Origin of the sequence: Leminorella grimontii, from assembly GCF_039789245.1 — a bacterium.
Taxonomy (GTDB): domain Bacteria; phylum Pseudomonadota; class Gammaproteobacteria; order Enterobacterales; family Enterobacteriaceae; genus Leminorella; species Leminorella grimontii.
Map to the genome: position 1 here is coordinate 800,766 of NZ_CP146357.1, position 26,860 is coordinate 827,625.

Below are 26,860 nucleotides of genomic sequence, written 5' to 3' on the forward strand. Positions count from 1 at the left end.
GCTAGGCCCGCCGTACTCCCAAAGTTAATACAAGCGCCCTTCCGGCCGAGCACGATGGCAATATGAGTAAGTTGTATTTTCGGCCGGAATATCCGCTGTAGCTAATTAAGATGGTTTGTCATAAATCTTAAATGTGCCATTCTTTTTACAGACGCGCTCTGTGAGAAATGTCGTGAATAGTAGTAATAACCTGATGAAAAAAATAACGATACTTGGTTCGACGGGGTCTATCGGGCACAGCACGCTGGCGGTGATCAGAGAGAATCCCGAACGGTTTTGCGTTTATGCGCTGGTCGCCGGACGTAATGTGGACGCGATGCTGGCGCAGTGCCGCGAGTTTCGCCCTCAATACGCCGCCATGGCCGACGAGCGTTCGGCCTCTACGCTTCGGGCGCGCCTGAAGGAGGAGGGGCTCTCAACCGAAGTGCTGAGCGGGCATAATGCCGCCTGCGAACTGTCGTCGGCGCCGGAAGTCTCTCAGGTGATGGCGGCTATCGTCGGCGCAGCGGGGCTTTTGCCTACGCTTGCGGCCATCCGGGCCGGCAAGCAGGTTCTGTTGGCTAATAAAGAGTCGCTGGTGACCTGCGGTCGGTTGTTTATGGATGCCGTCACGCAGTATGGCGCCCAGCTGTTGCCGATCGACAGCGAGCACAACGCGATTTTCCAAAGCATGCCGCCTGCGGTGCAGCACGCTTTAGGCTGCGCGTCGCTGAAGGACAACGGCGTAGTCAGCATTATTCTTACCGGGTCCGGAGGCCCTTTCAGAACGACGCCGATAGAGCAGTTGGCGTCAATGTCTCCGGATCAGGCCTGCGCCCACCCCAACTGGTCGATGGGAAGAAAAATCTCCGTAGATTCAGCAACCATGATGAATAAAGGGCTGGAGTATATAGAGGCCCGCTGGCTGTTCAATGCATCCGTTGAGCAGATGGAGGTGCTGCTGCACCCCCAGTCGGTGATCCATTCGATGGTGCGCTATCAGGACGGCAGCATTCTCGCGCAGCTCGGTTCGCCGGATATGAAAACGCCGATTGCGCACGCAATGGCCTACCCGGAACGCATTTCTTCCGGCGCGCAGCACCTTGATTTTTGTCGCCTTGGGGCGTTAACGTTTGAGCAGCCCGACTTTGCGCGCTACCCGTGCCTGAAGCTGGCGATGGACGCCAGCCTCGCAGGGCAGGCGGCGACGACCGCGCTAAACGCCGCGAACGAGCGCAGCGTGGAGGCGTTTTTGCAGCAGCGGATCGCCTTCACCGATATCGCAAAAGTGAATCATTTGACGCTCGATTCCCTATGCCACAGGGAACCTCAGAGCGTCGACGAGGTCTTGTTTATTGACGCCTGGGCCCGGGAACGAGCTGATGATGTCATTTCATCGCTGTGCGGTTAATCACGGCAGATTTGTTCGTATCAGGGTGAAATGGTATAGTTTGCGCCATGATAACTGTCCAAGCTATCAGCTCTTCGGATCCGGAAAAGAGAAAGCGTGCTTGAACTGGTTTCACGAGCCGTGCGGTGTTCACGGCTTTTTTGCGTAAGAAGAACGGTAGTTTTTTGCTGTTGTTCTATTAATTATTTAGGAATGCTAACTGGTTATGTCGCCCGTTAAACAGCAGAACGATAACAATCAAGCCTCTGTTCCGCGCCACGTTGCTATTATTATGGATGGCAACGGCCGTTGGGCTAAGCAATTAGGGAAACTGCGCGTTTTCGGCCACCAGGAAGGGGCTAAAGCGGTGCGTCGGGCCGTCAGTTTTGCCGTAAGCCGGGGCATTCAGGCTCTGACGCTCTATGCTTTCAGCAGCGAGAACTGGAACCGCCCCGCGCAGGAAGTGTCCGCGCTGATGGAACTGTTTGGGCGAGCGTTGGATAAAGAAGCGCCAAGTCTGCACAAGCATAACGTGCGCCTGCGGGTGATTGGCGACATTACGCGCTTTAGCGATCGCCTGCGCGCCAAGATCCACAAGGCGCAGACGTTGACGGAAAACAATACCGGTCTGACGCTGAACATCGCCGCTAACTACGGCGGACGTTGGGACATCACTCAGGCGTGCCAGACGCTGGCCAGAAAGGTCGCCGAAGGTGAGCTGAAGCCGGAAGACATCAGCGAGCAGGCGATTGGCCAGTACGTGAACCTTCGCGATCTGGCGCCGGTCGATTTAGTGATAAGAACCGGGGGAGAGCATCGGATAAGCAACTTCCTGCTGTGGCAAATCGCCTATGCGGAACTGTACTTTACCGAAGTGCTTTGGCCCGACTTTGATGAACTTGTTTTTGAAGGTGCGCTTAATGCGTTTGCACAGCGTGAGCGTCGTTTTGGTGGGACTGAACCCGCGAGTTGTAAGGAAATCTAGGAGGCACTCGTGCTGAAGTCACGCATCATTACTGCGCTGATTCTTATTCCGTTGGTTATTGCCGCGCTGTTTATGCTGCCGCCGCTGCCCTTTGCTATCGTTATTATTGCGGTATGCATGCTGGCCGCCTGGGAGTGGGGACAGTTTCTCGGTTTTAAAACCGCCGCTTTTCGCATTCCTTTGGCCGTGCTTTGCGGCATCGGCCTTGGGGCGCTCTACTGGCCGGTTTACGCCTCCGGCATGCCGCCGTTAGCGAATCCCGTCGTCGATGCGTTTCTGCTGGCCTCGTTAGGATGGTGGGCGTTGGCGCTGCTTATGGTGCTTAGCTATCCGTCATCGGCGCGCTTTTGGCAGAAATCTCCGCTGCTGCGCCTGATGTTTGGCGTGTTGACGATCGTTCCGTTCTTTTTCGGCATGATTGCGCTTCGCCAGCACGGCCTGCAGGAAAACGCCTATACCGGCGCGTGGTGGCTGCTGTACGTGATGGTGCTGGTCTGGGGCGCGGATTCCGGCGCCTATGCGTTTGGACGCCTGTTCGGCAAGCATAAGCTGGCGCCTAAGGTCTCGCCCGGTAAAACCCTTGAGGGGCTTATCGGCGGGCTGGTAACCTCTGCGCTTATCGCCTGGCTGTTTAGTCTTTTCGTACCTTTACATATTTCTTTAAATACGCTTCTCATCTGTTCGGTATTGGCTGTGTTAGCATCGGTGCTGGGCGATTTAACGGAAAGCATGTTTAAGCGCGAATCGGGCATAAAGGACAGCAGCCAGCTTATTCCTGGCCACGGCGGCGTGCTTGACCGAATTGACAGTTTGACGGCGGCTATTCCGGTATTTGCCTGTCTGATTTTTCTTATTTTCTAAGGCGGGCTGATGAGTACAATTCACACCATAGTGGTCTTTATCATTGCGCTGGGGCTTCTAGTCACGGTGCATGAGTTTGGCCATTTTTGGGTGGCGCGCCGCTGTGGAGTCAAGGTTATTCGTTTTTCTATCGGTTTTGGCAAAGCGCTGTGGCGCAGAACCGATAAGAAAGGCACCGAATTCGTTATCGCCGCCATTCCTCTCGGCGGCTATGTCAAAATGCTTGATGAGCGTGCGGAAGAGGTTGAGCCACACCTTCGCTCACAGGCGTTTAACAATAAAACCGTCGGGCAGCGTGCGGCGATTATCGCGGCAGGCCCTTTGGCTAACTTCCTGTTTGCCGTTTTTGCCTACTGGCTGGTTTTCATTATCGGCGTGCCGACGCTGCGCCCGGTTATCGGCGACATTACTCCCCAATCTATTGCTGCAAAAGCGAATATTTCCGCCGGCATGGAACTAAAGTCCGTTGCGGGTATCGAAACGCCTGATTGGAGCGCCGTTCGTATGGCGCTTTTAGGACAGATTGGCGATAAGCAGATTGAGGTGACCGTGGCCCCGTTTGGGTCTTCGGTTGAGCAGAAAAAGACGCTGGATATTTCCAACTGGGTGTTCGATCCGGAGAAGGAGAGTCCGATACAAACGCTGGGCTTTATGCCTAAAATGCCGCAGGTTGAGCCGGTGCTGGACGTCGTCCAGCCGGATTCAGCGGCGCAGAGGGCAGGGCTGAAGCAGGGCGATCGGCTGTTGAAGGTTAACGGGAAAGACGTCGGCCAGTGGCAGGACTTCGTTAAGCTGTGGCAGAGCAGCCCCGGCCAACCTATTGAGTTGGTCGTTTCGCGCGCCGGCGAAAACCAGACGATCGTGATGACGCCGGACGTCAAGACGCTTGATGATGGTTCGAAAATCGGGTTTGCCGGTATTTCACCTAAAGTCATACCGCTGCCGGAAGAGTATCAAATAACCCGCCAATACAACGTATTTTCAGCGGTTTATCAGGCAGCAAGCGAAACCTGGCAGTTGACCAAGCTCACTGCCAAAATGATAGTAAAACTGATAACGGGCGACGTGAAGTTGAAAAACCTGAGCGGCCCGATATCAATTGCTCAGGGAGCCGGCGTAGCCGCCAGCTATGGACTGGTTTATTATCTGATGTTTTTAGCGATAATTAGCGTAAACTTAGGCATAATTAACCTGTTCCCTCTGCCGGTGTTGGACGGTGGCCATTTGGCCTTTCTGGCGGTAGAAAAGGTAACGGGTAAACCGGTGTCTGAGCAAGTTCAGGACTATAGTTATCGGGTTGGGGCAATCTTATTGGTACTGTTGATGGGACTTGCGCTTTTCAATGACTTCTCGCGCTTTTACGGCTAGAGAATTTGGTTAGGATGAACAGATAATAACGATGGCGATGAAAAAGTTGCTTTTAGCCTCGCTGCTGTTTGGCAGCGCCACCGCATACGGTGCCGATTCGTTTGTCGTACAGGACATTCGTTTTGAAGGATTACAGCGCGTAGCCACGGGCGCTGCGCTGTTGAACATGCCCGTTCGCGTAGGCGACACGGTCAGCGATGCGGATATCGGTAATACCATCCGGGCGCTGTTTGCTTCCGGTAACTTCGAAGACGTCAGGGTGCTGCGAGACGGCAACGCGCTGATTGTTCAGGTTAAGGAACGCCCGACTATCGCCAGCGTGACTTTCTCCGGCAATAAGGCGGTGAAAGACGACGCGCTGAAGGAGAATCTGGAAGCCTCCGGCGTTCGCGTCGGTGAAGCGCTGGACAGAACCACCCTGAGCTCCATGGAGAAAGGGCTGGAGGACTTCTACTACAGCGTCGGTAAATACAACGCGTCGGTAAAGGCTATCGTCACGCCGCTGCCGCGTAACCGCGTCGACCTGAAGCTGGTGTTCTCCGAAGGTGAATCCGCCTCTATTCAACAGATCAATATCGTCGGCAACCACGCGTTCTCCAACGAAGAGCTGGTCAGCCGCTTCCAGCTGCGCGACCAGGTACCGTGGTGGAACGTGGTGGGCGATCGCAACTACCAGAAGCAAAAGCTGTCCGGTGACCTTGAAGCGCTTCGCAGCTTCTATCTGGATCGCGGCTATGCCCGCTTCAACATCGACTCTACCAACGTCAGCCTGACGCCGGACAAGAAAAGCATCTATATCACTATCAACATCACCGAAGGGCAGCAGTACAAGCTTTCCGGCGTTGAGGTGAGAGGCAACCTGGCCGGTCACGGCGCGGCGATTGAAGACCTCGCCAAGGTTGAGCCGGGCGAACTGTACAACGGCAGCAAGGTGACGCAGGTCGAAGACAGCATTAAAAAGCTGCTGGGCCGCTACGGCTACGCCTATCCGCGCGTGGCGACGCAGCCTGAAATCAACGACGCAGACCGCACCGTGAAGCTGCACATCAGCGTGGACGCCGGCAACCGCTTCTACGTGCGCCGCATTCGTTTTGAAGGCAACGACGTCAGCAAAGACTCCGTACTGCGCCGCGAAATGCGCCAGATGGAAGGAGCCTGGCTTGGCAACGATCTGGTTGAGCAGGGCAAAGAGCGCTTAAACCGCCTCGGCTACTTTGAAACCGTCGACGTAGAAACCGAACGCGTGCCGGGATCTCCTGACCAAGTTGACGTTGTTTATAAGGTGAAAGAGCGCAACACCGGTACCTTTAACTTCGGCGTTGGCTTCGGTACCGAAAGCGGCGTGAGCTTCCAGGTTGGCCTGCAGCAGGAAAACTGGATGGGTACGGGTAAGAGCGTCGGTATCAACGGTACCAAAAACGACTACCGGACCTACGTAGAACTGTCCGTTACCGAACCCTATTTCACCGTTGACGGCGTGAGCCTCGGCGGCAGAGTCTTCTTCGATCAGTTCAGCGCAGACGACGCGGACCTGTCCGACTATAGCAAAGACAGCTTCGGCGTAGGCACGACGCTGGGCTTCCCGATCAACGAAAACAACGCGCTGCGCTTCGGCCTGGACTTCGTCAGCAACGACCTGTCCGAAATGCAGCCCCAGCTCGCCATGTGGCGCTATCTTGAGTCGGTCGGAGAAAAACCGGCGCTGAACGAGAAGGCCGACTACAAGGCCTACGACTTCTTCCTGTCCGCAGGCTGGAACTACAACAGCCTGAACCGCGGCTACTTCCCAACGTCGGGTTCTCGCGCCGGCCTGAACGGCAAGGTGACGATCCCTGGTTCCGACAACGAATACTACAAGCTGACGTTTGACAGCGCCTCTTACTATCCGATCGACAGCAAAGACAAGTGGGTGATGTTAGGTCGCCTGCGCGCCGGCTACGGCGACGGTCTGGGCGGTAAAGAGATGCCGTTCTACGACAACTTCTATGCGGGTGGTTCCGGTACGGTGCGCGGCTTCCAGTCGAACAACATCGGTCCTAAGGCCGTTTATCTTCGCGATTGCTCGACACCAAATTCTCTGTCAGGTTGTAGATTGGAGCACAGTGACGACGCCGTCGGCGGTAACGCCATGGGCGTTGCCAGCGTTGAGCTGATTTTCCCGACGCCGCTGGTTGACGACAAGTACGCTAACTCGCTGCGGACCTCGATTTTCTTCGACGCCGGTACGGTGTGGGATACCAACTGGAAGGATACGGCGGCCACCAAGGCTAACGGCGTTCCAGACTACAGCGACCCAAGCAATATACGTACTTCCGCCGGCGTGGCGCTTCAGTGGATGTCCCCGCTGGGGCCGCTGGTCTTCTCCTACGCGAATCCGTTGGATAAGTATGACGGCGATAAGTCAGAGCAGTTCCAGTTCAACATCGGCACTACGTGGTAATGATGCTGAGCCCGGTAGTAAACAATGGGTCTAGGCCCAAGGCAATTATGAGTTAAGGAGTTCAAATTGAAAAAGTGGTTATGTGCTGCAGGTCTAGGTTTAGCTATGGTTGCTTCTGGCGTTGCCCAGGCGGCCGATAAAGTCGCTGTCGTTGACGTCATGCAGGTTCTGCAAAAGATGCCTGAGCGTGAAGCCATCGCCAAGAAGCTTGAAGGCGAGTTTAAGTCCCGCGCTGCCGATCTGCAAAAAGAAGAGAAGACCGCGCAGGACAACGTGAAGAAGCTCCAGACCAAGGGCGCTTCCATGAAGGCCGCTGAGCGTACCAAGATTGAAAACGACATCAAGGCATTCCAACAGAAGGCTGCTGCCTTCACTCAGGACAGCCGTCGTCGCGAATCTGAAGAGATGAACAAGCTGGTCGCTAAAGTCCAGGCCGCAGTGAAGACCGTTGCCGATAAAGAAGGCTATGCCGTCGTCGTTAAATCTGACGCTGCTTTCTACAGCAATGCGGAAAACGATATCACTGAGAAAGTGCTTGCACAGGTAAAATAAGTGATGCAGTCCATTCGTTTAGCTGATTTAGCCGAACATTTGGGTGCACAACTGCACGGAGATGGCGATATCGTCATCTCCGGCGTTGCCTCAATGAGTTCTGCGAAAGAAGGGCAGATTACCTTTTTATCCAATTCGCGCTATCAGGAGCAGCTGCTAAACTGCCGCGCCAGCGCGGTGGTGGTGGCCGAAGAGAATCTACCGTTCTGTTCGCACCTGGCGGCGCTGGTCGTTAAAAATCCGTATCTGAGCTATGCCCGTATGGCCCAGCTGCTTGATACGACGCCAATGCCAGCCAAAGACATTGCGCCTTCTGCCGTCATTGACCCGAGCGCGAAGCTTGGCCAAAACGTTTCTATCGGCGCTAACGCGGTGATTGAATCGGGCGTAGAGCTTGGCGATAACGCTATTATCGGCGCAGGGTGTTTCATTGGTAAAAACGCGCGCCTGGGCGCAGGCACTCGCCTGTGGGCCAACGTGACGATTTACCATGAGGTTGTGATGGGCGAAAATTGCCTGGTCCAATCCGGCACGGTCATTGGCGCTGACGGCTTTGGCTATGCCAACGAGCGCGGCGAATGGGTGAAAATCCCTCAGCTGGGTACGGTTCGCATTGGCGATCGCGTAGAGATCGGCGCCTGCACCACGATTGACCGCGGCGCGCTGGACGACACGCAGATTGGCAACGGCGTTATTATCGATAACCAGTGCCAGATTGCGCACAACGTCATTATTGGCGACAATACGGCGGTTGCCGGCGGCGTCATTATGGCCGGAAGCCTGAAAGTGGGTCGCTACTGTCAAATCGGCGGCGCCAGCGTTATCAACGGCCATATGGAAATCTGCGATAAGGCCGTCGTAACGGGAATGGGCATGGTGATGCGTCCTATCACCGAGCCGGGCATTTATTCTTCAGGCATTCCGCTTCAGACCAACAAAGAGTGGAGAAAGACCGCCGCTCTGGTGCTGAACATAAATGAGATGAGTAAACGGCTGAAGGCCGTTGAGCGTAAGGTTGATGGGAAATAGGCTGGTGCCGATATGCGTATAACGACCTAGCGCATCAAGGTATATGTAAAATAAACAATTATTGAGCCATCAATTTTATTTTTTTGTTTGCGGCCTGCCTATCGGATGAAAAGCAGGCCGCGTCGTTGATACTATCAGTTCAGTTTAGAAGACAGGAAGAGTATTTTGACTACTGACAATCACACTCTGGATATCGAAGAGATCCTGAGTTTATTACCCCACCGCTACCCGTTTTTGCTGGTCGACCGCGTATTGGATTTCGACAAGGGCAAGTTCCTGAAGGCGGTGAAGAACGTTTCTGTCAACGAGCCTTTTTTTCAGGGACATTTCCCGGGCAAGCCGATTTTCCCCGGCGTGTTGATTCTGGAAGCCATGGCGCAGGCCACCGGCATTCTGGCGTTTAAGAGCCTTGGCCGTCTGGAACCCGGTGAACTTTACTACTTCGCCGCCGTTGACAACGCCCGATTCAAGCGCCCGGTACAGCCGGGAGACCAGCTGATCCTTGAAGTTGAATTTATTAAAGAGCGTCGTGGCGTAGCCCGCTTCCGCGGTGTCGCCAAGGTTGACGGCGAAATCGCCTGCGAAGCCGACATGATGTGTGCACGACGCCGGGAGGCTTAATACCGTGATTGATAACACCGCCTTTATTCATCCTACTGCGATTGTTGAAGAGGGTGCCGTTATCGGCGCAGGCGCGCACATCGGCCCTTTTTGCTGGGTGGGCGCTGACGTTGAAATCGGGCCTGGAACCGTTCTCAAGTCTCACGTCGTGGTGAACGGCGTGACGAAAATCGGCGCCGATAACCAAATCTACCAGTTTGCTTCCGTCGGCGAGGTAAACCAGGATCTGAAATACGCAGGCGAACCGACTCGCGTAGAGATTGGCGATCGCAACCGGATCCGCGAGAGCGTAACTATCCATCGGGGTACGGTTCAGGGCGGTGGCGTCACTCGCATTGGCAACGATAACCTGCTGATGATCAATGCGCACATCGCGCACGACTGTCAGATCGGCAACCGCTGTATTTTCGCCAACAACGCGACGCTGGCGGGCCACGTTGAAGTAGACGACTTTGCCATTATCGGCGGCATGACGGCGGTGCATCAGTTCTGCATCATCGGCGCCCACGTAATGGTTGGCGGCTGCTCCGGCGTTGCTCAAGACGTTCCTCCATATCTGATAGCTCAGGGCAACCACGCGACGCCTTTTGGCGTCAATATTGAAGGCCTTAAGCGCCGCGGCTTTGACAAGCCCGCGATACAGGCTATTCGTCAGGCGTACAAGCTGCTTTACCGCAGCGGAAAGACGCTGGATGAAGCCAAGCCTGAAATCGAAGCGCTGGCGAAGGAACAGCCTGCCGTGCAGCCGTTTGCGGACTTCTTCGAACGCTCAACCCGCGGCATCATTCGATAAACAATGTCGAATCGTCCTCTGACAATTGGCCTGGTCGCCGGGGAAACCTCCGGCGATATTCTTGGCGCCGGGCTTATCCGCGCGCTTAAAGAGCGGGTGCCCGACGCGCGCTTTGTCGGCGTCGCCGGGCCTTTGATGCAGGCCGAAGGCTGCGAAGCCTGGTTTGAAATGGAAGAGCTGGCGGTAATGGGCGTGGTGGAGGTGCTGGAGCGCCTGCCCAGGCTGCTGAAAATCCGTAAAACGCTGGTTCAGCGCTTTAGCGAGCTGAAGCCGGACGTGTTCGTCGGCATCGACGCGCCGGATTTCAACATCACTCTCGAAGGCAAGCTAAAGCAAAGCGGCATTAAAACTATTCACTACGTCAGCCCCTCCGTTTGGGCGTGGCGTCAAAACCGCGTTTTCAAAATCGGTCGCTCGACCAACCTCGTGCTGGCGTTCCTTCCTTTTGAAAAGGCGTTCTACGATCGCTTTAACGTTCCCTGCCGCTTTATCGGTCACACCATGGCGGACGCCATGCCGCTGGATGCCGACGTCGAAGCTGCTCGCCAACGACTGGGCATTGCGTCCGACGTTCACTGCCTGGCGCTGCTGCCGGGCAGTCGACATGCGGAAGTGGAGATGCTGAGCGCGGACTTTTTGCAAACCGCTCGCCTGCTGCGCGAACGCTACCCCGACCTTGAAATTCTGGTGCCGCTGGTCAACGCCAAGCGTCGCCAACAGTTTGAACAGATTAAAGCCACTGTCGCCCCCGATCTGTCCGTGCGGCTGCTGGACGGCCTGGCGCGCGATGCGATGATAGCCAGCGACGCTGCCCTCTTGGCGTCGGGTACGGCGGCGCTTGAGTGCATGCTGGCCAAGTGCCCGATGGTGGTCGGCTACCGCATGAAGCCCTTTACCTTTTGGCTGGCCAAGCGCCTGATTAAGACGCCGTACGTTTCTCTGCCCAACCTGCTGGCCGGCCGCGAGCTGGTCAAGGAGCTGCTGCAGGAAGAATGTACGCCGCAAAAGCTTTATGACGCCCTGATGCCGCTTTTGGATAAACAAAACGAAAACGTCAAAGCGCTGAGGGAAACCTTCACCGAGCTGCACCAAAGCATCCGCTGCGATGCAGATGCGCAGGCCGCCGAGGCGGTGCTGGAATTAGCCGGCAGACAATAACAGGGACAGCGCAATGGCAAAGATGACTTTTCCGCCTTTTGTATACCCACAGGCTTCGCTGATTGCCGGCGTAGATGAAGTCGGGCGCGGCCCGCTGGTCGGTGCAGTGGTAACCGCCGCAGTTATTTTAGATCCTGCCAGGCCGATCGTCGGGCTGGCGGACTCAAAGGCGCTGAGCGAGAAAAGGCGGCTGGCGCTGTGCGAAGAAATTAAACAGAAGGCGCTGTGCTGGTGCCTGGGGCGCGCCGAACCGGATGAGATCGACCGCCTGAACATTCTGCACGCCACGATGCTCGCCATGCAGCGGGCGGTAGCTGGGCTTACCGTGCAACCGGAGTGGGTGCTGATTGACGGCAACCGCTGCCCGACGCTCCCTATGAGGTCGCTGGCAGTGGTTAAGGGCGACAGCCGGGTTGCAGAAATCAGCGCCGCCTCTATCATAGCGAAAGTAGCGCGCGATGCCGAAATGGCCGAGCTGGACGCCCTGTTTCCCCAATACGGCTTTGCCCAGCATAAGGGATACCCGACGGCGCTTCATCTGGAAAAGCTGGCGGAGCACGGCGCGACTGAACATCACCGTAAAAGCTTTGCGCCGGTTAAGCGTGCGCTCGGGCTGGCTTAGGCCGTCGGGCCTTTCTTCTTTTTGAATAACGAACGTCATTAGATAGCGGGTAGCAACATGGCCGAACCTCGTTTTGTTCATCTTCGAATCCACAGCGACTATTCCATGATAGATGGGCTCGCCAAGGTGGGCCCGTTGGTGAAAAAGGTTGCCGCGTTGAACATGCCGGCCATGGCTATCACCGACTTTACCAACCTGTGTGGGCTGGTGAAGTTCTACGGCTCGGCGCACGGGGCGGGCATTAAGCCCATTATCGGCGCCGATTTTCGCATGCAGGGCGGGCTGACGGGAGACGAGCTGGCCGAGCTGACCGTACTGGCCTCCGATAACGTCGGCTATCAGAACCTGACGCTGCTGATCTCCCGCGCCTATCAGCGCGGCTACGTGCAGGGCGGGCCGGTTATCGACCGAGACTGGCTGATTGAGCACAAAGAGGGGCTTATCCTCCTGTCCGGCGCGCGGTTTGGCGACGTCGGCCAGTCCCTGATACGCGGCAACCAGCAGCTGGTTGACGAATGCGTCGCCTTCTACCGCGAACACTTTCCCGATCGCTACTACCTTGAGCTGGTGAGAACCGGCCGCGAGGACGAAGAGCTTTATCTGCACGCCGCCGTCGAGCTGGCGACCAAAGAGGGCCTGCCGGTCGTCGCGACCAACGACGTGAAGTTTATCGCTAAGTCTGACTTCGATGCGCACGAAATCCGCGTGGCGATCCACGACGGCTTCACGCTGGACGACCCGAAGCGGCCGAAAAAATACAGCGTCGAGCAGTATCTGCGCAGCGAAGAGGAAATGTGCGAGCTGTTCTCCGACATTCCTGAAGCGCTGATAAACAGCGTGGAAATCGCCAAGCGCTGCAACGTCACTATCCGCCTGGGTGAGTACTTCCTGCCGCAGTTCCCGACCGGCGAGATGACCACCGAAGACTTCCTGGTCAAGTGCGCCAAAGAGGGGCTGGAAAAGCGTCTGGAATTTTTATATCCCGATGAGGACGTGCGCGCCAAGCGGCGCGGCGAGTACGACGAACGTCTGGAGGTTGAGCTTAACGTTATCAACCAGATGGGGTTCCCCGGCTACTTCCTGATCGTGATGGAGTTTATTCAATGGTCCAAGGACAACGACGTGCCGGTTGGCCCGGGGCGAGGCTCCGGCGCGGGCTCGCTGGTGGCCTATTCTCTCGGCATTACCGACTTGGATCCGCTGGAATTTGACCTGCTGTTCGAACGCTTCTTGAACCCTGAGCGGGTATCGATGCCCGACTTCGACGTCGACTTCTGCATGGAGAAACGCGACCGAGTGATTGACCACGTTTCCGAAATGTACGGTCGGGACGCGGTCTCGCAAATTATTACCTTTGGCACCATGGCGGCGAAGGCGGTTATCCGCGACGTGGGCCGGGTGCTGGGCCACCCTTACGGCTTCGTCGATCGTATTTCCAAGCTGGTGCCGCCCGATCCGGGCATGACGCTGGAAAAGGCGTTCGCCGCCGAGCCGCAGCTGCCTGAGCTGTATGAGTCGGACGAAGAGGTGAAGGCGCTTATCGACATGGCGCGCCAGCTTGAAGGTGTCACGCGCAACGCCGGCAAGCACGCCGGGGGCGTGGTGATTTCGCCCACCAAGATAACCGACTTCGCGCCGCTGTACTGCGACCCCGAAGGGCAGTTCCCGGTCACCCAGTTTGACAAGAACGACGTCGAGTACGCCGGCCTGGTGAAGTTTGACTTCCTGGGGCTGCGCACGCTGACCATTATCGACTGGGCGTTAGAGATGATTAACGCCCGCCGCGCCAAGAGCGGGCTTGAGCCGATAGACATCTCGGCCATTCCGCTTGACGACCAGAAGAGTTTCGACGTCCTGCAGCGTTCGGAAACCACCGCGGTATTCCAGCTTGAATCCCGCGGCATGAAGGACCTGATTAAGCGCCTGAAGCCCGACTGCTTCGAAGACATGATAGCCCTCGTGGCCCTGTTCCGTCCGGGGCCGCTGCAGTCGGGGATGGTGGACAACTTCATTGACCGTAAGCACGGGCGCGAAGAGATCTCCTATCCGGACATCCAGTGGCAGCACGAGTCGCTTAAGCCGGTGCTGGAGCCGACCTACGGCATTATCCTGTATCAGGAACAGGTAATGCAGATTGCCCAGGTGCTGGCGGGCTACACCCTCGGCGGCGCGGACATGCTGCGCCGGGCGATGGGTAAGAAAAAGCCCGAGGAGATGGCTAAGCAGCGCTCGGTGTTTAAAGAGGGCTCGATTAAAAACGGCATCGACGGCGAGCTGTCGATGAAGATCTTCGACCTGGTGGAGAAGTTCGCCGGCTACGGCTTTAACAAGTCGCACTCCGCCGCCTATGCGCTGGTGTCTTATCAAACGCTGTGGCTTAAGACCCACTATCCGGCCGAGTTTATGGCGGCGGTGATGACCGCTGATATGGACAATACCGAAAAGGTAGTGGGCCTGGTGGACGAATGCCTGCGTATGGGGCTCAAGGTGCTGCCGCCGGACATCAACAGCGGCCTGTATCATTTCCACGTCAACGACGACGGCGAGATAGTCTACGGCATCGGCGCCATCAAGGGCGTCGGCGAAGGGCCGATTGAGGCCATTATCGAGGCCCGCAACCAGGGCGGCTATTTTAAAGAGCTGTTCGACCTGTGCGCCCGTTCCGACATGAAGCGCCTGAACAAGCGGGTGCTTGAAAAGCTGATTATGGCCGGGGCCTTTGACCGGCTTGGCCCGCACCGCGCGGCGCTGATGCACTCGCTGACCGAAGCCATGAAGGCGGCGGATCAGCACGCCAAGGCCGAAGCGCTGGGGCAGGCCGACATGTTCGGCGTGCTGGCCGAAGAGCCTGAGCACGTTGAAAAAGCCTACGCTAACGTGCCGCCGTGGCCGGAGCAGGTGATCCTGGACGGCGAACGCGAGACGCTGGGGCTATACTTAACCGGCCACCCGATCACGCAGTATCTGAAGGAAATCGAACGCTATACCGGCGGCATTCGCCTGAAGGATATGCACCCCACCGAGCGGGGCAAAATGACCATGGCCGCCGGGCTGGTGGTTGCCGCCAGAGTGATGACCACCAAGCGAGGTAACAGAATTGGCATTTGTACGCTTGATGATCGTTCCGGTCGTCTTGAAGTCATGCTATTCTCTGAGGCACTTGAAAAATACCAGCAGCTGCTGGAGAAAGACCGCGTCCTGATTGCAACCGGACAGGTCAGCTTTGATGATTTTAGCGGCGGACTTAAAATGATGGTCCGCGAATTAATGGACATCAGTGAAGCGCGGGAAAAATACGCCCGCGGCCTTGCCATATCGTTAACGGACGGGCAAATTGATGACCAGCTGTTAAACCGTCTTCGCGAATCGTTGGAACCGCATCGATCGGGGACGATCCCAGTTCATCTGTATTACCAGAGAGAAGACGCAAGGGCGCGACTGCGCTTTGGCGCCGCGTGGCGAGTGACGCCGAGCGAACGCCTGCTTATCGACCTGCGGACTCTGCTTGGCAATGCCCAGGTTGAATTGGAATTTGATTAAAATAGGAATGCTATGAGCCTGAATTTTCTAGATTTTGAACAGCCGATTGCCGAGCTGGAAGCGAAAATTGATTCGCTAAAGTCAATCGGTCTTCAAGACGAGAAGCTGGATATTAACCTCGACGAGGAGGTTAAGCGCCTGCGCGAAAAGAGCCTTGAGCTGACCCAAAAGATTTTCTCTGAGCTGGGCGCCTGGCAGATTGCCCAGCTGGCGCGCCATCCGCGTCGTCCCTACACGCTGGACTACGTTTCGCACATCTTTACCGACTTCGACGAGCTGGCAGGGGATCGCGCCTACGCCGACGATAAGGCTATCGTCGGGGGCATCGCCCGCCTTGACGGCCGTCCGGTGATGGTGATTGGCCACCAGAAGGGCCGCGAAACCAAAGAAAAAATTCGCCGCAACTTCGGCATGCCCGCGCCGGAAGGCTACCGCAAGGCCCTGCGCCTGATGGAGATGGCCGAGCGCTTCAACCTGCCGATTATCACCTTTATCGACACGCCGGGCGCCTATCCGGGCGTTGGCGCGGAAGAGCGCGGCCAGTCTGAGGCGATTGCCCGCAACCTGCGCGAGATGTCTCGCCTGAGCGTACCGGTGGTTTGCACCGTGATCGGCGAAGGCGGCTCCGGCGGCGCGCTGGCTATCGGCGTTGGCGACAAGGTCAACATGCTGCAATACAGTACCTATTCCGTTATTTCTCCGGAAGGCTGCGCCTCCATTCTGTGGAAGAGCGCCGATAAGGCGCCGCTGGCGGCTGAAGCAATGGGCATCATCGCCCCGCGCTTAAAAGAGCTCGGCCTTATCGACACCGTTATCCCTGAACCGCTGGGCGGCGCACACCGCAACCCGGAAGAGATGGCGGCGAACCTGAAGGCACAGCTCCTCGCCGATCTGGACGATCTGGCTCCGCTGGATAAAGAGATGCTGATTGACCGCCGCTACCAGCGGCTGATGAACTACGGCTACTGCTGATAGCCGTTTTATTGAGTTTTAATAGCCGCCTTGGGTTTCCAGGCGGCTTTTTTATTATGGCTTTAGCCAGTTTAAGTCGCGTTAGCGTCTTAAACATAAAACCACCTGCTTTGCGGGTGGGATCAAAGGGTTATACCAAGAAAAACACCTTTCCGTTACGATATAGATGTTCAAGCTAATAACCGTAACTAAAATGAGGAAAGGTGTTTATGGGCATTAAAGCACAAAGCTCAGCGCATACAAAGTGGCTGTGCAAATACCATATCGTCTTTTCGCCGAAGTTCAGACGGAAAGTGATTTTCAATAGTATACGTTCAAGCGTAGGTGAGATATTACGAGACCTTTGTAAGTATAAAGGAGTGGAAATAATAGAAGGTCACCTGATGCCGGATCATGTTCATATGTTGGTAAGTATTCCTCCGAAGTTGAGTGTTTCAAGCTTTATGGGTATCTGAAAGGGAAAAGTTCGCTGATGATTTTTGATAGACATGCCAATCTAAAATATAAGTTTGGCAACAGAAAATTTTGGAGCGAAGGCTTCTATGTAAGTACGGTAGGGCTAAATGAAGCGACAATCCAAAAATATATCAGAGAACAAGAGAAATCAGATTTAGTCTCAGACAAATTGAGCAGCAAAGAGTATACAGACCCCTTCAAGGGGTAAGCCAAAGTAGCAAAGACACTTAGCTTGAACGAAGAGAAAGCGGCGTCATTTAGGCGCAGTCGGTAACAAGCCCTTATAGGGCAAGAGCAAACCACCCGCTATGCGGGTGGTTATGATTGCAGGTATAACAGCGTGACGTATGGGCGTGGCTTTTGGATGCCCATAAACATGAATGCTTGCTCGTACAATGATGATGGAATTTAGCGGTGAACGGATATGAAGCATTACGCCAGACTCATTGCCCAGAATGAACATATAGAGGAAGAGGTGGTTTTATCTGTCGGTAATTACACCATTACCTGCTTTGTAAACTATGTGCCCTATCCGCTGGAGATAAATAAAATTTATCCCGTTGAGCTGAGTTTTACTTTCCTGCACGACTTCCACATAGAAGAAACGAAGATAGAGAACTACGTTCTGGAAAGGGTTGGCGATAGCTTTGCGTACAACGTCAGAGGCATTCTGGTCTATGACACGATGATCGTTGACGGCATCGCATTTCAGGATGAGATGTTTATTGATGACTACCTCTATCTGGATAAGCAGTTCATACAGTTTAAAGCGGATAGGATTGGCGTGGCGTTTTTGGAGGAATAAGGCCTGATTCTATAACTGATTTAATTATTTGGTTTTATTATTTGTGAGTTGAACTGACGTAGGCCTGTGATAGGGTAGTATTAAATCTGACAGTTAATTAGATGTGAGAATCAGGTATCATGATGGCATAAATCAGAATTATTTGATAAAGAATATTTCAAAGAGGTGTGCGCTTAATTGACAGAATTATATTAGTCAAAATTGATTGGTTCAATTTTGATTGACCATTTTTTACTATGATGGCGGATAGGAAAAATATAGAAAAATGATAAAGAAAATACATCCCCTTATTAAAGCTGCAAGAGATAAAAAAATTAGCCATCCCGGACAATTAGATAAGTTCGATCAACAGCATTGGATAGCATATGCAAAAAGTATTGGTACCGAAGATCAAGAAGCGGTGGCATTTTTCACTGGAGCAATCTGGCTTAATGGGCATTTTCATCGAGTTAAAAATACCCGAGAACAATTCACATGGTCAGGGAGCACTCCTCCTGATTATCGTGAGCTAGTTTGTGCCCATATTGCAGGTGCCAATTATGCGTTCTGGGAGGTCATGGCTGAACAAGAGAAGTTCATTGCTGGCCTTGAAAGCCCAGCGGCTGAGCAGCTAGTTGCAAGTAAATCCTCAATGGTTGGTGACAGTGACCCGATAGGAGTGAATCAGGTTATTATGCACCGTTTGGATAGCCTGCGTGGCCCATTATGGGAGCTCTTTCATTTCAAGGATCAAATGGCAGCACTCTTTCCTGGTGATCGCCCGAATAAATTATCTCTCATCAATTTATTCATGGTTGAGATGCGAATGTCTCAGTATTATCACAATTTCAGCCAATTGTGGCAGGAACTTCTTTATGGCCATGGGAGGTTTCATTATCAACAAGGAGAAGTATTCTTTATTCATCGTCATGCCGATTACCATCGTATAAAGTGTATTGCTGAGTACCGTCGTGAACATAACCAAGTTACGGGTATGCAACAAACGTGCGCTGTCCTTAAACAGATGCCTATTATCCCAAAATGGCCGGGATATCTTTCGTATAATATTAATGGTTCTCTGACAATAACTTCATGGGATAATCTTTCTGAAAATGTACAACTAATCGCTCAATTTCACACGCTGGCACCTTTCAGTCAACTTGATGATCATCTGAAACCGCTACTTAAACAAACGATAGCAACTTCTGTTGAGCGAACTCTGCAGACATGCATAGATTTGTGGGTTCACTTTGCAGTTCTATCAGAACAGATAAATGCTTCTCTCAAAACTAATAGTGGAATTAATGAATGGAAAGATTTATTAGCATTGGCTCCTCAATTTGACAGAACTAATCTGCTCAGTTTGTTGTGCCAGTGTACAGGATATATTGAATCTGAAATTGAAAAAGCATTTAAAATTTTAACTTGGTTAGGAGAAAAGCCGCAGGAAGATTTATGGGCTCAGCCGTTGGTTAGAATAGATGGGAAAATCTTATTTCCAATCAGTGCATTTTTAACGGGGCAAATTAGCCGAAATGTGGATTGTTGGATGAATAAACTCGATAATAAAGATACTCACCGAGGTAAAATGTTTGAACGAGATCTAATGCGTTTATTCGAGAATTGTCGTACTGTAAACACAGTGATGGGAGAACACCTACATTATACACCGGCGATTAAACCATGCTATGGCGGGATTCAGGAGGAAATAGATGCCACATTCTCATTCGGAAATTTACTGGTTATAGTTGAAGCGCGTAGTCGTAAAGTACCAATAACCCCCCTTGATTATGAAAATGAATTGTATGATAAGAATGGTTTAATCAAAAAATCCATGCAGGCGGCTCGCAAAGCGGACTTTGTACGTTACCATATTAAAGACTTTTGCCAAGATTATTATCCGCAACTGCTGGAAAAAAATAATATAAAAGTCCTTCCTTTAGTTATCGTAAACGGTTCATTCCATGCAGGCTATCCTTTCAATAATGTACCGGTTGTTGACACTTCTCTATTGTTGCACTTTCTTAAAGATGGCGAAATTAGGTTTATGTATAACCAGATAGAGGAAAAGTATCAGTATGGCTTACCCCTTTGGAACACAATTGAAGAAGCGCAGGCGTGTTTTGAAGAATATCTCCGTAAACCGGTGCTTATTGATATTTACGAGTTATTTTGCAAAGAAACTGAGATTCGCTCAAAAAATCTTGGTGAGAGTTATGAGGACATTGTGACATTGACTTTTGAGATGCAAGTTGAACAATGGGAGCAGTATATAGGCGCTGTTGAGCTGCGTTATCCTGGAAGGCTAATTAAGTATTTTTAGGACGAGTTCCTTAACCTCACTATGTGTTTAGGGACATAGTTAAAATTTCTTTTAACATACAGAAATGAGCTTAATATTGGATGTTTTTTAGTTGAATTTTGTTACGCCAAGTGGTTTTTATCTCTCTGTAGATATAGTGAATCGTACCAAAATAGTTACGGGATGCGGCCTAGTCTGGTTTGAGAAAATCATGTCAGATCTGAGTTAGCATATTTCTATAAATTAATTTATTCCCGTTTAAGTTTTGTTTTCTACTTTCCACGCAAATGGCTTGTTATTAGGAACGCCTTCTTTTGCGAGTCCTTTTCTCCTGCCGACACATTAACATTTATTGTATTATGTTATGTTATATTATAACATAAATAAGTTGATAATAGTTATTATTAACATTAAATCCTAAGCGCCCGCGTGAAAGCGAGCGCTAACTTTTGGCATGGAAAAGGAGATACAAAACGATGAAACTGCGTTTGTTAACCGCGCTGTGCGCTACGGCACTGCTGAGCGCACCGGCGCTGGCGCACGAGCTTTGGATTAACGTGGCCAACACGCCGGTCGGCCAGCCGATGGTGGTTGAGATGGGCTATGGTGATAACTTCCCCGAGCCGGAGGCGATTGCCGCCGATCGCCTGGCGATCTTCTCCCCCGCTAGGCTGGTTAGCGCGGCGGGTGAGGTAAAGCTTGAGCAGAAGGGGGAGAACTACCGCTACGTGAGCACCAAGCCGGCAGTCGAAGGCAGCTATCTGGCGATCGCTACCTATAATCCCACCTACTGGGCAAAGAACAAGAACGGCTGGAAGCAGCAGTCGCGCAGAGAGATGACCGACGCCTCCTACTGCCAGCTGGCGTCAATGTACGGCAAAACGGTAGTCAACGTCGGCAATAAGAGCGACGCGGCGTTTATCAGCCAGCCGCAGGGCATTCCGCTGGAGATCGTACCGCTGGCCGACCCGGCTATGCTGAAGGGAGGGCAAACTCTGCCGGTCGAGCTGCGCTATCAGGGCAAGCCGCTGGCTAACCATAAAGTGAGCGCCAGCTACGCGGGCTACGAAGATCCCCATCACCACCACAAGCACGGCGACCACCGTCATCTGGAGGCCGCGTTTAGCGCCAAAACCGACGATAAGGGCAGGCTCTCCGTACCCGTTGACCGCGACGGCTACTGGGTGATTTTCGCCGACAAGGTAACGCCGATTGCCGATAAGAACGTGTGCGATGAAGAGAAGGTAAAAACTACGTTTACGTTTAACGTCGGGCAGGACGTAGGGCAGAAAGCAGGGAAATAAAAGGCGAAGCAGTGGCGTTTCGTTTTTTTAAGCGGCCGGAGGCGGCCGCTTTTTTCTTTAAGCCGCAGGGCTAGTGGGGCAGCTCTCCCCGCCGATAGGACGCCCAGAGAAACGCCGTCGGCCAGCTTTCCTCTTCCCCCTGCGCCAGGCTTTTGGCTATCAGCTCCACGTCATCCGATACCCTTGCGGCGGCGTCAGCGTCCTGAATGACGCGATAGGCGCCTTTGAACGCCAGCTCTCTCAGCCTGTCGATAAGCCGGTTTACCTCTTCGGAAAAGGTTTCCTGGCTCAGGCGGTCAAACTCTGCCATCCAGCGTTCGTCGAAGTCGGCCTCGTCTCTGGCGTCGAGCGCGCTGTATAGGTCGATATGCTGGAGGAAGTCGAAGAAGGTTGGGGCGGTCAGATGGGATTCGATTTCTGTGAGGGAGCGTATTGCCGTGTTCATATGAAGACCCCGTGCGGTGTTGTTTATACGAAACGGAAAAATAGCGGCAGTCGTCTGCCGCCTTGGCATCTAACTCAAGACTTACCCTTCGGCATCTCAAGCGGGATGGAGTCAAATAAGAACCTGTCGAAGGACGGCTGCTCGTGGCACTCCAGTTGCTTGGTGACGCGCTCTTTGACGTTCTCCAGGTGCTGCCACATGCTCAGGCGCGCGGCGACCGGGTCCTTACGCTGGAGGGCGGCGACGATCTCTTCGTGCTCTGCGTAGCCTTTCCTGCTGTATTCCCCCTGATCGGACTCTTTGGCCAGCATCTGCCAGAGAGGATCTCGGTTGCGAACGTCCCATATGTAGCGGACGATCTCCGCCAGCATGGCGTTTTGCGTCGAGGCGGCGATGGCGCAGTGGAACTGGGCGTCGAGGGACTGGTCGGGCGGAGAGTCCAGCAGCTTTTTCTCCTGCTCGAGAATTTCATACAGCTTGGCCAGATCGCTTTTGACTATCTGAGTGGCGGCGAAGGCGGCGATGCTGGTTTCGATAAGCTGCCGGGCCTGCAGCAGCTCGAACGGGCCGGACTTACCGTCGAGAAAGGAGTTAATGACGGTCTCGTTTTTTAATACGTAAACGCCGGAGCTTTTTCTTATATCGATAAAGCCTTCGGCTTCCAATAAAATCATCGCTTCCCGAATAACGGCGCGGCCAACGCCAAAGGTTTCAGCCAGCGTTCTTTCCGTTGGCAATTTATCGCCGACTTTATAAACTCCGTCTGATAGCTGCTGTTTTATTGCTGTTGCAATTTCTTTATATAAACGTGTATCAGTCATGTGTTTTAATCCTTTCAGTTGCTTGATTATCAGCACATTCGGTTAGTACGTCAAGCAATGCCGCGGGCTGGCGGCGGTTGGCGCGGCGTGCGGTCATGGGGGACTGTTCGGGTAGGAGAGAGCTGATGTAAGGTTAAGGACGGTTTTTCATGAAAGTACGCTAAGCATAGAGGGCGGGTTTATATTTTTCTTTTTTCATTTTTGGCGCGCGTAAATTGACAGATATTATTATATTTCGCCTTTTTATTGAGTTGATTTTCAGTTTATTAAACGTTTCTAAAACGAGGGTGAATATTTTTAAATAGGCTGAATGACATAAAAGTGAGTTTTTAAGAATGCGGCTATTTCGATGGCCTTTATTTGGCTCCGGCCGCGGGGCCGGAGCGCCGGTTGCTTAGGCTCTGCCGCCGTTCGCCACCGCGTCGATCAGCGCCTGCACCTGCCGCTGCTTGCTGGCGGAGAATTTACACACCCTTTTCAGCGACGTCATCAGCTCCGGCTCTGGCCGCTTGGCGGTGATGACGATACAGCCGTTCATCACCCGCACATTCACCTTGGTGCCGGTGTCAAAACCGGCGGCCGCCAGCCACTGGCCCTTTAGGCTAAGGGCGGGAATTAACTTATTACTTGAGTAATGGCTCACGTAACCCACCGTATAACGGTGAAAATTTTCCGGAGAGACTTCTGATTCGGGGATTTCTACAATACAATCTTTTTCAGCCATGATGACTACCTCTGATAGTTGCTGTGGTTAGCGTCGTGAGCGTGTTGCACCACGTTCACGGCGTGCATAAAAACCCTATAAAAATATCCAGTTATAGGGGGAAAGTCCAAATGAAAGTGGATGTAAATTTGGAAAGAGGGAGTGTGAGGTGGGTTCCAGAATTGTTTGGAGTGGTGGGTTTTTAATAAATGCTTATATAAGCACTATTTTAGTTATCTTAGTCATTTATATATATCGACCGAACCTGTAGCTTCGGGGTAAAAGTAATCTATTTTTTGATGAGCTGTGACTTTTCACCAGCAAAATCGAAAGTAAAAAGGCCCACTATTAAGTGGGCAGAGGAAAAATTGACTTGATGGTTCAAAATCGAATTTTTTTTGAGAGTGTTCAGAATTCTGTGTCACGTTAAAAATACTACAACGTCATTACTTTATTCAGCCGCCCGTCAAAATAAATGGCTAACTGTGACAATGTCAAATTCCAGCTCCGGATGGGCATTGTCCATTTTTCCTGTGCATTCATCAGCCCCAGATAAAGCAGCTTCAGCAGGCTGTTTTCATTCGGGAAAGCACCTTTGGTTTTGGTCAGTTTCCTGAACTGACGATGCACTGATTCGATTGCATTTGTGGTGTAAATAACCTTACGGATATCAGTTGGATAGCGGAAGTATGCTGACAGATTTTCCCACTTGCGTCGCCACGACTGGAGCACTACCGGATACTGCTGACCCCATTTTGCCTCCAGCTCATCCAGCGCTGTTTCCGCCGCCTCTTTCGACACAGCACGGTAAACCGGCTTCAGGTCAGCCATGAACGCTTTATGGTGTTTTGACGCAACATATTTAATCGAATTACGTATCTGATGAATGATACATAACTGAACCTCTGTCTGCGGATAAATGCTTTTTATCGCGTCCGGGAACCCGGTCAGCCCGTCCACACAGGCAATCAGAATGTCTTCCACTCCGCGGTTTTGCAGGTCGCTTAATACCGACAGCCAGAAGTTAGCGCCCTCGCTTTCCGACAGATACAGGCCCAGAACATCTTTTTTGCCTTCCAGATTCAGTGCCAGCACGGTATAAACCGCTTTGCTCTGATAACGGCCATCCTCGCGGATTTTATAGTGAATGGCATCCAGCCAGACGAAGGGATAAACCTTCTCCAGCGGGCGCTGCTGCCACTGTTTTAATTCAGGGACAACTTTATCCGTAACGGCGCTGATAGTGGCTGTGGACACGCTGAAAGCATATAAATCTTCAATTTCCCGACTGATATCCTGGTAGCTCATCCCCAGCGCAAAAAGGCGAATGATCTTACGCTCAATCTCGTCGGACAGCGTGGTCTGATGCTTTTTGACTAACTGAGGCTCAAAAGTGCTATTGCGATCGCGCGGAGTCGACAATTCGAAGCTGCCGGTCGGAGCTTTGATGGTCTTTTTACTGGAACCGTTTTTACGGTTAGCTTCGACGTCCTGAGCCAGATGGGAGTCAAGTTCAGCAGCCAGGGCTGCTTCGGTTAACTGTTTGATTAACGGTGTTAAAACACCATCCTTGCCGGTTAGTGCCTGACCGGACTGGAGTGCTTTAAGTGCTTTGTCGAAATCGAAGGGTTGGGACATGTGTCATTCCTTTTTGATTGTATATTACTGGAATGACACAGAATTTCTAACACTCCCTTTTTTTTAGTAAAAATAAAGGGATTTCCCTTATTCATTTTCTGGTAGACATTCTTTTATTGATAAGTTCGAAAAGTTTTTCGAACCTGTTTAGTTCTTCTTCCTGAAGAGGGGTGTTTTTCCCATCTTTTATGTGGTTGAGAAAAATCCTTGCTGGTTTGGCTTTTATGAATGTTTTCTCTGTACCCGATAGATAATTTTCGAACTGTTTTACAATACGAGGTATCTTTTCATTTAATTTTAATGAATTAATATCGAGATCGTAACTTTCGCAGACAAACTTGATAAAACTATCTCGATTGAATAAATCCTCTATGTCGCATTCATTTTTTGTTTCTTCAAGGGCTTCAGAGACAAACAGCACATTTTTTTTGTTAAGCATTCCCTGTTGCTGAAGCTCTCTTGATGTTTCTCTACTCTGTTTTTCATCATCCAAGAGTACGACCACATTCAAATTCTGCGATGACAACAGTGATACCATATATGAGACACGTTGTGCTCCGCCAGCTGGAGTAATAGTAATATTTCCGTTAAGTCCTTTCCGGCCCAGTGAGTTTAAGTAGTCAGAAATTGAGCTCAGGTACCAGAAATCGGTCACACCTTCTACAATTAGATTGTGTGAGCCGATAAACAGGGACTGTGCGATGTCGTACCCTAGTGCAGCCTGTAAAGGGAATAGAGTGGTGGAGTCGCCACTTGGATCATTAGTTACAGTCGTTCCTTTTTCCTCAGAGATGGAAACCGTTTTAACAGCGGATATATTTTTCAAGGGAACTAGAAATGGCGAGTGTGTTGTATAGATAATTTGGTTGGTAAAATCTTCAGATAAATGGTTTAGGAGATCAGTCTGGGATTTGGCGTGTAGGTATAATCCCGGCTCATCTAGTAAAATGATGGCATTTTCAGCGGAACCTCCTTTTGTATCAGCAACGAAACTAATGTAAAAAGAGAAAAACCATTTGAAACCGCGGCTTCTTTCATCAAGGTTAACTTCGACATCATACGCATGACTGGAGTCAGATACATAAGTATCAAAAAAGTCTCCGTCAACGTTGAATCGTATTTTCAGCGAACGATCTTTCCATAGGCGCTTGATCTCGTTGGTCACGACTGCACCGCTGCGGTTTACCAGTTGGTTGCGTACTTCAGAGCTTGCCTTATTCTCGGCCAATTCTGCTGGCTTGATACCTGCGACTTTACATAATTTCTCAAAGTTGATATCTGCTGTAGTCAGCTGTTTACTAGTCTGTCTCTGCAAATAAGTTGCCATGTTGTGATGCCCGTTAATTTCGGGATATTCATCAACCAGTATAAATACAGGCATGTTTTTAACTACCCAATCCCTTGCAGCCTTATTCTTCTCCGCATCACTCAATACTTCAGAGAGCTTTTCTTCAATTTCTATCAATGAATCTTCAAGAACATCATTAATTTCAATGCCATTTTTTGCCAGACATTTTCTCAGTTCCTGTGGTTTTTCTTTTGCATTGGTTGCCCATTGCAGATATTTCCCTGTTGAAAAAGCTATGTTGTCGCAAAGAGCTTTAATTATTTTCAGTTCAGCTTTACCTTGCTCTGTATTACGTTCAGGGGTGTCAAAAAATATCTCAGCTTGCGTCGCAATTTTATTTAGGTCTCTTCTGATTTTTTTTGCGTCCAGTTCGAAACTTGTCAGGTCATAAAAACCAATGCTTCTTCCGCTATAGCTTCGGTTGATAGACACTGAGGTGATATTTTTCGTTCGCGGATATATAGATGAAAGTTCAGCAATCTCACTGGAGCTTAAAGCCCAAGAACTTTCTACTACTGGCGTATCAGGTGTGCATTCATCAAGCAAACGGTTCCGTGGGAAATCTTTGACTTTATTTAGCTCCCCAAATCCCTCTACTGGGTTCAAACTTTTAAGCGCTAATAGCAAATTGGTTTTTCCGCTTTCATTCCTGCCAAGAACTGCGGTTAACCTGTCTGCTGTAATAACTCCACTGTCAAAGACAGATCTGAAATTTTTTATACGGAAAGATATAAGTTGCATAACGATTC

Annotated in this window: 21 protein-coding genes and 1 pseudogene; 17 read left to right on the forward strand and 5 right to left on the reverse strand. The window is 51.9% G+C overall.

Annotation, left to right across the window (positions count from 1 at the left end; translation table 11 throughout):
- Nucleotides 1-193 precede the first annotated feature (193 nt).
- The 17 genes and pseudogenes from ispC to V8L73_RS03900 all read left to right on the forward strand — a co-directional run bounded on the left by ispC (nt 194) and on the right by V8L73_RS03900 (nt 21,156).
- The gene (gene ispC, locus V8L73_RS03820; RefSeq protein ID WP_027274254.1) at nt 194-1,390 is read left to right on the forward strand and encodes a 1-deoxy-D-xylulose-5-phosphate reductoisomerase; all 1,197 of its coding nucleotides are present in this window, start codon (nt 194-196) and stop codon (nt 1,388-1,390) included.
- Nucleotides 1,391-1,595: 205 nt separating this feature from the next.
- A complete protein-coding gene (ispU, locus tag V8L73_RS03825) occupies nt 1,596-2,354 on the forward strand; it encodes a (2E,6E)-farnesyl-diphosphate-specific ditrans,polycis-undecaprenyl-diphosphate synthase (protein WP_261831373.1) in 759 nt (252 codons plus the stop codon).
- 9 nt (nt 2,355-2,363) lie between these two features.
- The gene (gene cdsA, locus V8L73_RS03830) at nt 2,364-3,215 is read left to right on the forward strand and encodes a phosphatidate cytidylyltransferase (protein ID WP_027274252.1); all 852 of its coding nucleotides are present in this window, start codon (nt 2,364-2,366) and stop codon (nt 3,213-3,215) included.
- A gap of 6 nt (nt 3,216-3,221) precedes the next feature.
- Nucleotides 3,222-4,583, forward strand: a complete 1,362-nt coding sequence (gene rseP / locus V8L73_RS03835) for a sigma E protease regulator RseP (protein WP_347254776.1) — start codon at nt 3,222-3,224, stop codon at nt 4,581-4,583.
- 31 nt (nt 4,584-4,614) lie between these two features.
- The gene (gene bamA / locus V8L73_RS03840) at nt 4,615-7,023 is read left to right on the forward strand and encodes an outer membrane protein assembly factor BamA (RefSeq protein WP_347254162.1); all 2,409 of its coding nucleotides are present in this window, start codon (nt 4,615-4,617) and stop codon (nt 7,021-7,023) included.
- Between the two features lie 66 nt (nt 7,024-7,089).
- On the forward strand, nt 7,090-7,575 hold the full coding sequence (locus V8L73_RS03845; RefSeq protein ID WP_027274249.1) for an OmpH family outer membrane protein: 486 nt from the start codon (nt 7,090-7,092) through the stop codon (nt 7,573-7,575).
- A gap of 3 nt (nt 7,576-7,578) precedes the next feature.
- A complete protein-coding gene (gene lpxD, locus V8L73_RS03850) occupies nt 7,579-8,604 on the forward strand; it encodes a UDP-3-O-(3-hydroxymyristoyl)glucosamine N-acyltransferase (protein ID WP_027274248.1) in 1,026 nt (341 codons plus the stop codon).
- Nucleotides 8,605-8,769: 165 nt separating this feature from the next.
- Nucleotides 8,770-9,225 carry a 3-hydroxyacyl-ACP dehydratase FabZ gene (gene fabZ / locus V8L73_RS03855; RefSeq protein WP_027274247.1) on the forward strand — a complete coding sequence of 152 codons (456 nt, stop codon included), beginning with the start codon at nt 8,770-8,772 and terminating at the stop codon, nt 9,223-9,225.
- 4 nt (nt 9,226-9,229) lie between these two features.
- On the forward strand, nt 9,230-10,018 hold the full coding sequence (gene lpxA, locus V8L73_RS03860; protein WP_027274246.1) for an acyl-ACP--UDP-N-acetylglucosamine O-acyltransferase: 789 nt from the start codon (nt 9,230-9,232) through the stop codon (nt 10,016-10,018).
- A gap of 3 nt (nt 10,019-10,021) precedes the next feature.
- The gene (lpxB, locus tag V8L73_RS03865) at nt 10,022-11,176 is read left to right on the forward strand and encodes a lipid-A-disaccharide synthase (protein WP_347254163.1); all 1,155 of its coding nucleotides are present in this window, start codon (nt 10,022-10,024) and stop codon (nt 11,174-11,176) included.
- A 22-nt stretch (nt 11,177-11,198) separates the two neighbouring features.
- Complete coding sequence (gene rnhB, locus V8L73_RS03870) at nt 11,199-11,798, forward strand: ribonuclease HII (RefSeq protein WP_347254777.1); 600 nt, start codon at nt 11,199-11,201, stop codon at nt 11,796-11,798.
- A 57-nt stretch (nt 11,799-11,855) separates the two neighbouring features.
- Nucleotides 11,856-15,338, forward strand: a complete 3,483-nt coding sequence (gene dnaE, locus V8L73_RS03875) for a DNA polymerase III subunit alpha (RefSeq protein WP_027274243.1) — start codon at nt 11,856-11,858, stop codon at nt 15,336-15,338.
- A gap of 12 nt (nt 15,339-15,350) precedes the next feature.
- Complete coding sequence (gene accA / locus V8L73_RS03880; RefSeq protein ID WP_027274242.1) at nt 15,351-16,310, forward strand: acetyl-CoA carboxylase carboxyl transferase subunit alpha; 960 nt, start codon at nt 15,351-15,353, stop codon at nt 16,308-16,310.
- A gap of 209 nt (nt 16,311-16,519) precedes the next feature.
- Nucleotides 16,520-16,896 (forward strand): annotated as a pseudogene (gene tnpA, locus V8L73_RS03885) (IS200/IS605 family transposase); the annotation flags it as partial.
- Nucleotides 16,897-17,190: 294 nt separating this feature from the next.
- Nucleotides 17,191-17,571, forward strand: coding sequence for a hypothetical protein (locus V8L73_RS03890; protein ID WP_347254164.1), 381 nt, complete (start codon nt 17,191-17,193; stop codon nt 17,569-17,571).
- A gap of 265 nt (nt 17,572-17,836) precedes the next feature.
- Nucleotides 17,837-19,873 (forward strand): hypothetical protein, encoded by a 2,037-nt coding sequence (locus V8L73_RS03895; RefSeq protein ID WP_347254165.1) that lies wholly within the window; start codon nt 17,837-17,839, stop codon nt 19,871-19,873.
- Nucleotides 19,874-20,328: 455 nt separating this feature from the next.
- Nucleotides 20,329-21,156, forward strand: coding sequence for a DUF4198 domain-containing protein (locus V8L73_RS03900; protein WP_347254166.1), 828 nt, complete (start codon nt 20,329-20,331; stop codon nt 21,154-21,156).
- 70 nt (nt 21,157-21,226) lie between these two features.
- On the opposite strand, the gene V8L73_RS03905 is transcribed toward V8L73_RS03900, so the two are convergent.
- The 5 genes from V8L73_RS03905 to V8L73_RS03925 form a co-directional block, all read right to left on the reverse strand.
- On the reverse strand, nt 21,227-21,601 hold the full coding sequence (locus tag V8L73_RS03905) for a hypothetical protein (protein ID WP_347254167.1): 375 nt from the start codon (nt 21,599-21,601) through the stop codon (nt 21,227-21,229).
- 74 nt (nt 21,602-21,675) lie between these two features.
- Nucleotides 21,676-22,422, reverse strand: coding sequence for an FCD domain-containing protein (locus V8L73_RS03910; protein ID WP_027274238.1), 747 nt, complete (start codon nt 22,420-22,422; stop codon nt 21,676-21,678).
- Between the two features lie 394 nt (nt 22,423-22,816).
- Nucleotides 22,817-23,146 carry an endoribonuclease SymE gene (symE, locus tag V8L73_RS03915; protein ID WP_027274237.1) on the reverse strand — a complete coding sequence of 110 codons (330 nt, stop codon included), beginning with the start codon at nt 23,144-23,146 and terminating at the stop codon, nt 22,817-22,819.
- A 414-nt stretch (nt 23,147-23,560) separates the two neighbouring features.
- Complete coding sequence (locus V8L73_RS03920; protein ID WP_347252891.1) at nt 23,561-24,763, reverse strand: IS256 family transposase; 1,203 nt, start codon at nt 24,761-24,763, stop codon at nt 23,561-23,563.
- A 91-nt stretch (nt 24,764-24,854) separates the two neighbouring features.
- Nucleotides 24,855-26,852: an AAA family ATPase gene (locus V8L73_RS03925; RefSeq protein WP_347254168.1), complete on the reverse strand. Its 1,998-nt coding sequence runs from the start codon at nt 26,850-26,852 to the stop codon at nt 24,855-24,857.
- Between the last annotated feature and the right edge of the window lie 8 nt (nt 26,853-26,860).

Excerpts from the sequence above, each read along its gene's own strand:
- ispC (WP_027274254.1), top strand. The coding sequence starts at position 194 with ATGAAAAAAATAACGATACTTGGTTCGACGGGGTCTATCGGGCACAGC.
- ispU (WP_261831373.1), top strand. The coding sequence starts at position 1,596 with ATGTCGCCCGTTAAACAGCAGAACGATAACAATCAAGCCTCTGTTCCG.
- bamA (WP_347254162.1), top strand. The coding sequence starts at position 4,615 with ATGGCGATGAAAAAGTTGCTTTTAGCCTCGCTGCTGTTTGGCAGCGCC.
- lpxD (WP_027274248.1), top strand. The coding sequence starts at position 7,579 with ATGCAGTCCATTCGTTTAGCTGATTTAGCCGAACATTTGGGTGCACAA.
- lpxB (WP_347254163.1), top strand. The coding sequence starts at position 10,022 with ATGTCGAATCGTCCTCTGACAATTGGCCTGGTCGCCGGGGAAACCTCC.
- rnhB (WP_347254777.1), top strand. The coding sequence starts at position 11,199 with ATGACTTTTCCGCCTTTTGTATACCCACAGGCTTCGCTGATTGCCGGC.
- dnaE (WP_027274243.1), top strand. The coding sequence starts at position 11,856 with ATGGCCGAACCTCGTTTTGTTCATCTTCGAATCCACAGCGACTATTCC.
- accA (WP_027274242.1), top strand. The coding sequence starts at position 15,351 with ATGAGCCTGAATTTTCTAGATTTTGAACAGCCGATTGCCGAGCTGGAA.
- V8L73_RS03890 (WP_347254164.1), top strand. The coding sequence starts at position 17,191 with ATGAAGCATTACGCCAGACTCATTGCCCAGAATGAACATATAGAGGAA.
- V8L73_RS03895 (WP_347254165.1), top strand. The coding sequence starts at position 17,837 with ATGATAAAGAAAATACATCCCCTTATTAAAGCTGCAAGAGATAAAAAA.
- V8L73_RS03900 (WP_347254166.1), top strand. The coding sequence starts at position 20,329 with ATGAAACTGCGTTTGTTAACCGCGCTGTGCGCTACGGCACTGCTGAGC.
- V8L73_RS03905 (WP_347254167.1), bottom strand. The coding sequence starts at position 21,601 with ATGAACACGGCAATACGCTCCCTCACAGAAATCGAATCCCATCTGACC.
- V8L73_RS03910 (WP_027274238.1), bottom strand. The coding sequence starts at position 22,422 with ATGACTGATACACGTTTATATAAAGAAATTGCAACAGCAATAAAACAG.
- symE (WP_027274237.1), bottom strand. The coding sequence starts at position 23,146 with ATGGCTGAAAAAGATTGTATTGTAGAAATCCCCGAATCAGAAGTCTCT.
- V8L73_RS03920 (WP_347252891.1), bottom strand. The coding sequence starts at position 24,763 with ATGTCCCAACCCTTCGATTTCGACAAAGCACTTAAAGCACTCCAGTCC.
- V8L73_RS03925 (WP_347254168.1), bottom strand. The coding sequence starts at position 26,852 with ATGCAACTTATATCTTTCCGTATAAAAAATTTCAGATCTGTCTTTGAC.